This window comes from Vibrio sp. 10N.222.48.A3, assembly GCF_041475345.1.
Classification (GTDB): Bacteria; Pseudomonadota; Gammaproteobacteria; order Enterobacterales; family Vibrionaceae; genus Vibrio; species Vibrio tasmaniensis_A.
Genome location: NZ_JBFRVX010001760.1, coordinates 1 through 389 on the forward strand (window position 1 = coordinate 1; position 389 = coordinate 389).

At 47.0% G+C, this 389-nt stretch carries 1 protein-coding gene; it reads left to right on the forward strand.

All coding sequences use genetic code 11. From position 1 onward, the window contains the following. Positions 1–389, forward strand: a 389-nt coding sequence (locus tag AB4653_RS28790) for a murein hydrolase activator EnvC (RefSeq protein WP_372106059.1), incomplete at both ends; no start/stop codon positions are given.

The following is a 389-nucleotide window of genomic DNA, read 5'->3' on the forward strand; positions in this document are numbered from 1 at the left end:
GCAATGCTGTCCCTATGGATGGCTTAGCCAAACGTAAAGGTAAACTGCCTTGGCCAATCAAAGATAAAGTTCTGCATAACTACGGCTCACGCCAAACTGGCCAAGTAAATTGGAAAGGCATGGTGATCAAAGCGAAATACGGTCAGCAGGTAAAATCTGTTTACTCAGGCACCGTCGTATTCGCAGAGTATTTACGTGGGTATGGCTTAGTGGTGCTGCTTGATCACGGTAAAGGCGACATGACACTGTATGGCTTTAACCAAGCGCTTTTAAAGAAAGAAGGTGACAAGGTTAAAGCGGGTGAGGCGATAGCTCTCGCCGGTGACACTGGTGGACAAACCCGACCATCGCTGTACTTTGAAATTCGTAGAAACAGCCAAGCTCAAAAC